The following is a 9,284-nucleotide window of genomic DNA, read 5'->3' as shown; positions in this document are numbered from 1 at the left end:
CCCCCAGCCGATTCCCATCAAGTACCCTTAAACTCCCCCGGATTCACCCCCCAATACTTCCGAAACACCTTGGTGAAATAACTGACATCGCGGTACCCGACCAGCCGGGCGGCATCGTACACCTTAAGTCCTTCCTGTAGCAGCGACTTGGCCCGCTCCATTTTGCGTTCCAGCACATAGGTCGAGAAGACAACCCCCATCTCCTGCTTGAACAGCCGGCTAAGATAGGACGAATTGACATAAAGCCGGTCCGCCACCGTATGCAGCGTAATTTCCTGATCCATCTCCTCCTCAAGCAGGTTCAGAATATCCTTCACCACCTGATTGCTCGTCGTTTTACGCTGCTCGCTCATAAAGGAGACGATATGCTTCACCGTGCGCTCCAAGAGCGACCAGGTTTGCATTTTGGTGCTCAGCAGCTTGACGTTATGAAAATATTCGACATCCTCGCCGACGACTTTTTTTACCGTCCAGCCCTGCTTCTGGATCATCCGGGTAAAGAAGCTGTTCATGTACAGAACCGCCTCATGAAATTCGTCCGAGGATTCGGATCTGGAGAAAGCTTCTTCCCATAACCCTTCCAGCGCCTCCAACGCTTTCGTCTCGTCGGCCGTTTCCAGCGCGATCTCCAGCGTTTTCTCCAGATTCTGCTGCACGATCACGCCCTGAATATCCCGCTGGAGCTGCTCCCGGTAAGGAATCGCAAGGTCGTGTCCGTACACGACCCGGTCCTGAAGCGCCCGGCATGCCTGCGCATACAGAAGGCTCATATCTTCAATCGCCCCGATAGAAGCACAGATGCCGGCGCTTGCCGTCAACTTCAGCACTTCCTTCGTCTGGGAGAGCAGCTTGGATACATCGGCATTCAGCCGCAGCATAGCTTCATTGACGTCTTGATTTTCCTCCACGATCCACACCATCAACAGCATACTCCCGGAATCCGACGTGATCCAGAGTGAGGGATGGGACAGCAGCTCCTTGGCCAGGCATTGCATCGTAAACTGTAGCAGCTCGACATCTCCCCGTTGAAACCGGGTCTCATCCTCGGGCAGCGGGTCCAGCTCGACCACAGCTACCGCAATACGGTCATGCTCCTGCAACGGAATATATAATTCCTTGCTCTTGTTAAGAACATCCTGTTTTGCATATTTGCCGCTCACCCATTGAATAAAAAATAGATTTTGCAGGTGCGGAAGATTGTCCTTCCATTTCTGCTCCAACGCCGCCTTGCGCTGCCACTGCTCCAAATCCTCCCGCAGCTGCTGCCTCGCTTCAAGCACCGCTTCAAGAATATCCTCTTCGCCGGCGGGCTTCAATAAATATTTGGACACCCCGTATTCCAGCGCCAGCTGCGCAAACTCGAAGTTGTCGTGTCCGCTCAGAATGATCATTTTCGTCAATCGGCTGATGTCCTGCCGGCATCGCAGCTCGCCGAGGAGCGTGAGTCCATCCATTTCAGGCATCTGCACATCGATCAGCATGATATCCGGTTTCTTCCGGCTTACAAGCTCAAGGGCTTCGACACCGTTGGACGCCATACCCACCACTTCAATTCCATGCTTGTCCCACGGGATATTGTAAGCCAGTGCATTACGCAGCCGGGGTTCGTCTTCCACAATCATGAGATTCATTCAGGTCCTCCCTTTCGAGCGATCTATATATGATTACCTACTTCAGGTTAACTTCCTTGCAGCGGTCCAGCGGAATGGTGATCGTGACGGTTGTGCCTTCGCCTGAGACACTGTGAACCGTGAGTTGGGCTTCCCTGCCATAATACAGCTTCATTCGGCTCAGCACGTTCCGAAGGCCAAACAGATCCTTCACATGCTCCTCATCCTGGGAAGACGCCGGCACACTGCGGGAACCCATCATCTCCAGCTCATGCTGGATATAACGCAGCCGTTCTTCCCCAATCCCCGGCCCGTTATCCTGTACGCTGATGACCACGGTCTGCCCCTGTTCGATCCGGCTGGATATGACCAGGCTCCCCCCTGAGGACTTACCTTCCATGCCGTGAATGATGGCATTTTCCACCAACGGCTGGAGCAGGAGCTTGAGGAGCGGAACGTCCTTGCTCTCTTCCGAAATGTGATAATCCACGGTGAAATTGTCCATGAAACGAAGCTGCTGAATTCGTAAATAGTAGTGCAGATGGGTGATGCTCTCCTCAATCGTGAACACCTGCCTGCCCTTGTTCAGGCTCAACCGGAAAAACCTCGACAGATTCATCACCATCTCGCTGATCTCATCCGCATCGTAGTTTTTGGCCGTCCAGTATATCGAATCGAGTGTATTATATAGAAAATGCGGATTGATCTGGGATTGCAGAAACTTCAGCTCCGTCGTCGTTAATCGCAGCTGCTGCTCATAATGATCCTCGATCAGATGCTTCTGCACGACGGCCATCTTGTTAAACGACTGGATGAGAAAACCGAACTCGTCCTTCCGCTTGGTATCGACATGAATATTCAGTTCCCCGCTGCTAAGCCGCTTCATCCCGCGCGACAATTTCAACACAGGTGAGGCAATTCCGCTGTAAACCACCCATGAAATAATGATGGCCAGCAGGATGCTCAGCCCGATGATCGCAACCGTGAACAGGCGCAGCTGATCGGTCTCTTTGTACAGCTCGCTTTTCGGCTGAACCAGCGCGAGGCGCCATGCGGAGTAATCCGAGTCAATCGTTACGGTCATATCCTTGTCAGAAATGTTATCCTCATGCACTCTGCCAGTCTCCACTACCACTTCTCCCTTTTCGTTCAACAGGGCGATACGGCTGTTCTCGGAGGGAAGCAGCGTCTTGATGATATTTAACAGCTTGCTCTTGTTAAAAGACACCACCAGCAGGTTCGACTGCCGCTCGCTATTGTACAGGTCCATGGCCCGTATCAAGGAGACGCTGTCCGTATTCGTCATCTGGCCAAAAGTGATGCCCTCCGCCACTGGGGATTCCGACATCACGTAGGAAATCCCCGTTCCGTTCTTCCGGGCAGCTTCGACAAGCCATTCCTGCTGCGTCTCGCCCGTCAGCTCTTTGCCTCCGTAATGGGTAGAGATAAACCTGTTGGACGCCCGATGATACACGGTAATTTGGGATACAAACCTGTTCACCGACACCGAATTCGATAACTGATCCAAAATATGCTTGAAATCCACGATCGATTGAGGAGAAAAGTTGGTGCTGTTTTTGTTCAGCAGCTCATTCATTCCAGGGTCGCTTGCAATCAGGGTGGATATCTCCTCCACGTTTTGCAGCGCCAGATCAAAATGATTCATCGCCGACGAAAGCGCCATCTCCGTACGTTCGACCGCCTGTTCATAGAGAATATCCCGGGACCGTTCCACCGCAAACAGGCTGATGATGACCAGCGGCAGCAGCATCAGTAGAAAATAACCGGTCAAGCGGGTTTGAATATTTTGCGAAAACCGATCCCGGATCCAACGAAACAACGCAATCATTCGATCCCTCCCTCTTTTGGCCGCCGACATCATGGTTTGGAGTACCATTCATTCACTTCCTTCGTGATTTCATCTCCTCCTTCTTCCTTCCAAGTCTTCACATAATCATCGAAGGCATCCAGCGGTTCAAGCCCCATAATGATCTTCGTAAACACATCCTCCAGATTTTTTAGCTTATTGCTGTACTTCGTCATGGCAGGTGTGGGAACTCCGTAGAATGCGTTAGGAACGATATGCTGATTAATCATTTGCAAGTTGTTGTATAGATTGAAATCGCCTAGGGAGTCAAGCCGCTCCTTAAACAGCAATTGGTCCGGCACATCAACAAGCGACTGGTAAATGCCACGATACAAATGCTTGTCGTGAAGCGCAAAATCCGTAACAATCGCCCCGTCCTCCCAACGCCAGATTTCGTTCTCGAAGCCGAGCTTCAGCGTCTTATAGTCACTGGCGATAAAGTCCAGAAACTTAATCACTTCGGCTGCTTTCTCCGATTCGGCGGGAATGACATTGTAGCCGCGGATAATATCCTTGCCTTCAACCCCTTTAGATCCGTCCGGTCCCGTGGGATACGGAAGCGGCATCCATACAGCCTCCGGGTCTTTGCTCATATTGGCGGCAATCGGTCCCCGCGTGTCGTACCATGCTGCAGAGAACAAGCCCACCGTGCCATTTTCTATTTTTTCAAACATATTATTTTGCAGGTTAAGAGGAAACTCCCGATCAAGCAAATTCTCCTGATACAGCTTGGCAAAAAACGCAAGGGTCTCCTTCGTTTCAGGCAGAATGCTTCCGTTCACCAGCTGTCCGTCCCGTTCAAACCATGTATTCCGCTGCGTGCCGAAGGCGCCGAAGAACGGAGAAGACCTGCCCAGATTCGATGTCAGGCTAAGGCCGATCGTATCCTGCACGCCGTTGCCGTCCGGATCATCGAGCGTGAAGGCACGGATGACTTCGTAATATTCCTCCAGCGTTTCGGGCGGCTCCAGCCCAAGCCGATCAAGCCAATCCTTTCGCACATACATCAGCTCTGCCCCGGTCACCTCATTCAAGCTCGGCACCGCATAGATTTTACCGCCATATCGAACCCGATCCCAGACCTCCGGCGGAATTTTCGCTTTTAGATGGGGACCATGCTTGTCGATTAACTCATCCAGCGGCATAAATGCCTTTTGCTTGACATAATTGTCGAACCACACCGGTTCGTACGTATGAAGCATATCCGGCAAGTTGCCGGAGGACATAATGACATCCAGCTTCTCGTTGTATACCTCAGGCGGCGGAAGATTGACTCCGATATCAAGCCCCGTGCGCTCTTCAATGTAATTCAGATACGGATTGTCATTCTCGTCCATCCCGGCGGGGAACGTCATTCCGAGACTGGAAATGACGATGCTGATGGATGCGCTCTTCGGTTGATTCTCCGGCGGATGTTCTCCCTCAGAGTCCGTACTGTTACACCCGGCAGCAAGGAGCATCAGAAATACACAGACGGGAAGCAATAGAACGTTACCTTTAAGCAGCCTTGACACCCTTCGATTCCCATGTTGAAATAACTCATCATTACAGGCCTTGTTCATCGGCATTTGTCCTCACTCCCTCAGCTAGTAAGCTAATATTACTATATAACGATTTTATGGTGAGTAAGATCATCATTATAATCATTCTTTAATTAAATGCGGCTTCCTTCAAATTGAGATAAAATAAAGCTGCCCCTTTGGGACAGCTTTATTGCTACTATTTCAAAATATGTTCTGCTTTATATTAGAGACGCCGGAGTTCTACTTGAAACGTTGTTACTTAGCAAGCTCCTCATCTTCTGTTCTGTTTCTCCCTCTGGTCGAGGCTGATAAATGGTTAATTTTAGCTCAGGAGCATCATACACCTGAAGAGTAATATGGTCCATAATCATTTCTCCAACTAAAGGGTGCACAATTGTTTTTTTGCCGCAAGGAGTACCTAAAACTTCATGCTTGGTCCACCAAGTACGAAACTCAGGGCTCTTATCGGTGAGTTCTTGAATCATACCTTTAAACCACTCATCACCCACAAAACGTGTGTACGCTAAACGAAATTGAGCAATTAAGCGTTGGGCATGATCTTCCCAATTAAGAAATAGCTCTCGATATACTTTAGATGTAAAGCAACGCCAAACTGCATTGCGATCTCGATCATCCATTTTATCAAAGTCGCCAAAAATTACAGCGGCAGCTTTGTTCCAGTTTACGATGTTCATTTTTTCGTCTGTTACATAGGTAGGGCAGTACTCTAATTGACTCAGTAAATTTTGTAAGTTAGTATTTACACCTTCAATAAGAGGGCTTCCAGTCTTATGTAACAGCGGTTGATTTGCTAATAAAAACAGATGCTCTTTTTCCTCTTCATTTAGCCTGAATACACGCGAAATAGCCTCCAATACCTCTGAAGATACTTGTATATCACGCCCTTGCTCTAACCAGGTATACCAAGTTATACCTATCCCTGTCAGCTGAGCTACTTCTTCTCGGCGCAGTCCCTCCGCTTTTCTCCGTGGCCCGACGGGTAAACCAAAACCTCGAGGTGATAAACGGGCCCGTCGTGTTTTTAAGAAATCTCCTAGTTCTTTTCTTCTTTCTTTATCACTTAACATATATTCCCTCTCCTCAAAGGTGGTAGTTGTAATAATAGTGTAAATACACTCCTATTCCCATTATAGACCTTCACCTATTCTAATAAATGAAGGAGGTGAGTTAAATGGTTTTCAATAATAAAGCTGAGCTATTGCCTGCACTTACAAAAGGACTCGTGTTCTTAATGGCTGCTGCAAGTGGCTTTACAGTAGCTAACGTGTATTTAAATCAGACTCTCTTGGTGAGTATGGCAAATACCTTTCATGTTTCTGAAACCAGTATAGGAATCGTAGCTACCTTAACACAAGTAGGATATGCATTTGGAAATCTTTTATTGGTACCACTAGGCGACATTTTTGAACAAAGAAAATTGATCCTAATTTTATTATCTACTGTATGTGTTATTTTAGCAGCAGCTGCTTTATCGATGAATGTAACGTGGCTGATTGCAGCAAATTTCATTCTTGGATTTGTTACAATTGTTCCTCAAATCATTGTTCCTCTTGCTGCTAATTTAGTTCCAGAAGGCAGCCGAGGCAAAGTATTAGGGAGTGTAGCCATTGGCTTAGTAAGCGGAATTTTAGGTGCACGATTTATTGGCGGTTTTGTAGATTCACATTTTGGATGGAGATCAATGTATTGGGTTTCTTTTTCAAGCACAATTATAATCATCATTTTAATTGCAATGTATCTTCCAAAAAGCACAGGAAAACATGTACTACAATACAAAAAATTGCTTGCATCTTTAGGCCCGTTATTTATAAGAGAAAATGCTTTGCAAAGAGCTTGTCTTAGTCAAGGAATGATATTTGCTTCCTTTAGCGCCTTCTGGACTACACTTGTTTTTTTATTAAGTACTTCTCCGTATTCTTTTGGAAGTGCCATGGTAGGGTTAATTGGCCTAGTGGGAATAGCAGGAGCCTTTGCAACTCCTATTATCGGTCGAGTAATTGATAAAAAAGGACCTGAATTTGCTAATGCTTTATGTATGTTTATTTCTTTAATCGCTTTTCTAATTTTAATCTTTTTAGGATATCGGTTACCAGGATTAATCCTTGGTGCACTATTAGTGACTGTTGGAACACAAGCAAATCAAGTTGCTTGTCAAGCTGCTATTTTTCAGCTATCTCCCGAAAAGAGAAATAGATTGAATGGGTTATACATGGTCTGTACATTCTTAGGTGGAGCATTAGGATCATACTTAGGTGTACTTGCTTGGAGTAAATGGCATTGGTACGGAGTATGTATAGTAGGAATGCTGATGATAGGGATTGCTTTTAGTTCGTTAATCAGCTTGCCTAAACAAGATAGTAAAAAAGTATAGCATCCGAGAAAGGAAGTAATCTCTATGTCCGGGAATACAGAAAACTATAAAAAAGGATTGGAAGTATTAGCAAAAATCGATCCAGATAACTATCAAAATATTGTGAATAGCTTTAAAGATTCCGTATCGCCTGATTTAGGGACTTTGGCTGTGGAATTTAATTACGGTCAAATCTTTTCTAGACCAGGATTAGATTTAAAATCTCGTCTTCTTGCGACTGTTGCTGGCTTAACTTCTTTAGGAAATACAGAACAATTAAAATTTTATATTAACGGAGCTTTAAATGTTGGATGGACGGAAGAGGAAATTGTGGAGGCTATGATGCAAATGTTAATTTATGCGGGCTTCCCTGTAGCTTTAAATACGATTTTAAGCGTAGCTACCGAAGTATTTACTAATAGACGAAATCAGATATCAGCTAATTAATGGAGGGAGGAGAACCAAGATGATTATTGATAGTCATGCCCATGTAGTTCTACCTACAGAAAGACAGATTGAAATGATGGATTTAAGCGGGATAGATAAAACGATATTATTCTCTACACTTGTTCATCCAGAAAAAAGTGAGAGCTACGAAGAATTTATACAAGAAATGGATATACTGAATCAAATTTTAAATAACGAAATAAATCCCATAGAAGCACGCTTAAGAGCTCTAGAAGAAGTAAAAGATGCTGTTATAAAATATCCTGACCGCTTTATTGGATTCGGATTGGTTCCCCTTTCAAGCTCCTCTGAAGAACTGAACCATTGGATTGAGATGATTGTAAAAGATCATAAAATGAAAGGGCTTGGAGAATTTACTCTTGGCACAGGTCAAATTAAATTACTTGAGCCTGTATTCCAAGCAGCTAGTAATTACAGTTCCTTCCCAATTTGGGTGCATACCTTCCACCCATTAAACTTAAATGATATTCAAGAATTATTCAGTTTAACTCGTAAGTATCCGAATGTACCTGTCATCTATGGTCATCTAGGAGGAACCCATTGGCTACAAACCATTGCATTAATAAAAGAAACTAGGAACGCCTACTTAGATATATCTGCGTTTTATACAACCTATGCTTTATCTTTGGCTATAAAGGAACTTCCAGAGAAAACTTTATTTAGCTCCGATTTTCCTTATGGTGATCCCTTCTTAAATAAGTTGGCGGTTGAACGTCATGCTTCAAGCGATGAAGTCATTCAACGAGTACTAGGAGGAAATATCGTCAACCTTTTAAATATTTAACTTTTTTCTTACTCATAAATGATCTTAAACAAAACGGCAACCCTGGCTTCTCCTTATTTTGGAAACCTAGGGTTGCCTTTTATGCTCTTAGTTTGGCCGTGCAATTATGTCACAAATGATTGATTATTTAAGATCCTCTTTATTCGTTTCCATCAGCAGAAGGTTATCGCTCTCTTCTTCTGACCCCACTTGGATCACTTCGAACGTACGGCCACAGTGGGCACAAAACTTAGCGTTCATAGCAGAGCTGTTCCCACAGCCTCTGCATACCTTCTCATCCGTAAGATTGGCGATTTGAAGCAGATTTTGTTCGATTTCAAAATTCAATTGATGAATCTTGGCCACATAGCTCTGAATACTCTCCTGATCAGGCGGCCATTTTCCAGCTTCGGTTGCAGCAAATACAACCTTGCCGATTTCCAGAAGCTGTTCATCGATGTCGCTTTTTTTACCGTTGTTCTGCAGCTTTAACCGATTGATCTCCACCAGCGTTTTGGCTTTGTTTCCGGCGTCGGACACACCGGCCTTAAATTTATCAAAAAAACTCAAGTATGCTCTCCCCTCTCTATTCACCCGTTTGAAGCAGTATTTATTTTATTCCTATAAGAGGTTGTTCAAAAAGTCCGCTTTTGATCACGAAGCGAATCAGGAAGCAGCTCGG

At 45.5% G+C, this 9,284-nt stretch carries 8 protein-coding genes; 3 read left to right on the top strand and 5 right to left on the bottom strand.

Annotated elements, in window-relative coordinates; translation table 11 throughout:
* Window positions 1–17: 17 nt before the first annotated feature.
* From DP091_RS30640 to DP091_RS30625, 4 genes are all read right to left on the bottom strand, one after another.
* Window positions 18–1,631 carry a response regulator transcription factor gene (locus DP091_RS30640; protein WP_113061786.1) on the bottom strand — a complete coding sequence of 538 codons (1,614 nt, stop codon included), beginning with the start codon at window positions 1,629–1,631 and terminating at the stop codon, window positions 18–20.
* A gap of 37 nt (window positions 1,632–1,668) precedes the next feature.
* On the bottom strand, window positions 1,669–3,507 hold the full coding sequence (locus DP091_RS30635) for a sensor histidine kinase (RefSeq protein WP_258394760.1): 1,839 nt from the start codon (window positions 3,505–3,507) through the stop codon (window positions 1,669–1,671).
* Window positions 3,489–5,045 (bottom strand): extracellular solute-binding protein, encoded by a 1,557-nt coding sequence (locus DP091_RS30630; RefSeq protein ID WP_113061785.1) that lies wholly within the window; start codon window positions 5,043–5,045, stop codon window positions 3,489–3,491. Before DP091_RS30630 ends, DP091_RS30635 begins: the two co-directional genes overlap by 19 nt.
* A gap of 173 nt (window positions 5,046–5,218) precedes the next feature.
* Window positions 5,219–6,088 (bottom strand): helix-turn-helix transcriptional regulator, encoded by an 870-nt coding sequence (locus DP091_RS30625; RefSeq protein WP_113061784.1) that lies wholly within the window; start codon window positions 6,086–6,088, stop codon window positions 5,219–5,221.
* Window positions 6,089–6,192: 104 nt separating this feature from the next.
* Here DP091_RS30625 and DP091_RS30620 point away from each other — a divergent pair, with 104 nt between their 5' ends.
* The 3 genes from DP091_RS30620 to DP091_RS30610 are packed head-to-tail and all read left to right on the top strand — an operon-like array spanning window position 6,193 to window position 8,623.
* The gene (locus DP091_RS30620; protein WP_113061783.1) at window positions 6,193–7,392 is read left to right on the top strand and encodes an MFS transporter; all 1,200 of its coding nucleotides are present in this window, start codon (window positions 6,193–6,195) and stop codon (window positions 7,390–7,392) included.
* 24 nt (window positions 7,393–7,416) lie between these two features.
* Entirely contained in the window at window positions 7,417–7,818 is a 402-nt protein-coding gene (locus DP091_RS30615) for a carboxymuconolactone decarboxylase family protein (RefSeq protein ID WP_113061782.1), read from the top strand.
* A gap of 19 nt (window positions 7,819–7,837) precedes the next feature.
* Window positions 7,838–8,623, top strand: coding sequence for an amidohydrolase family protein (locus tag DP091_RS30610; RefSeq protein ID WP_113061781.1), 786 nt, complete (start codon window positions 7,838–7,840; stop codon window positions 8,621–8,623).
* 123 nt (window positions 8,624–8,746) lie between these two features.
* Here the strand turns inward: DP091_RS30610 and DP091_RS30605 are convergent, their stop codons facing one another.
* A complete protein-coding gene (locus DP091_RS30605; protein WP_113061780.1) occupies window positions 8,747–9,172 on the bottom strand; it encodes a zinc ribbon domain-containing protein in 426 nt (141 codons plus the stop codon).
* Window positions 9,173–9,284: the final 112 nt, after the last annotated feature.

Origin of the sequence: Paenibacillus sp. MDMC362 (assembly GCF_003269305.1) — a bacterium.
GTDB lineage: Bacteria > Bacillota > Bacilli > Paenibacillales > Paenibacillaceae > Paenibacillus_AQ.
The sequence above is the reverse complement of the archived record's forward strand: the minus strand, read 5'-3'. Positions and strand labels throughout refer to the sequence as shown.

What these genes read in the sequence shown, in the direction of transcription:
- DP091_RS30620 (WP_113061783.1), top strand. Translation starts at nt 6,193, where the DNA reads ATGGTTTTCAATAATAAAGCTGAGCTATTGCCTGCACTTACAAAAGGA.
- DP091_RS30640 (WP_113061786.1), bottom strand. Translation starts at nt 1,631, where the DNA reads ATGAATCTCATGATTGTGGAAGACGAACCCCGGCTGCGTAATGCACTG.
- DP091_RS30615 (WP_113061782.1), top strand. Translation starts at nt 7,417, where the DNA reads ATGTCCGGGAATACAGAAAACTATAAAAAAGGATTGGAAGTATTAGCA.
- DP091_RS30610 (WP_113061781.1), top strand. Translation starts at nt 7,838, where the DNA reads ATGATTATTGATAGTCATGCCCATGTAGTTCTACCTACAGAAAGACAG.
- DP091_RS30625 (WP_113061784.1), bottom strand. Translation starts at nt 6,088, where the DNA reads ATGTTAAGTGATAAAGAAAGAAGAAAAGAACTAGGAGATTTCTTAAAA.
- DP091_RS30630 (WP_113061785.1), bottom strand. Translation starts at nt 5,045, where the DNA reads ATGCCGATGAACAAGGCCTGTAATGATGAGTTATTTCAACATGGGAAT.
- DP091_RS30635 (WP_258394760.1), bottom strand. Translation starts at nt 3,507, where the DNA reads ATGGTACTCCAAACCATGATGTCGGCGGCCAAAAGAGGGAGGGATCGA.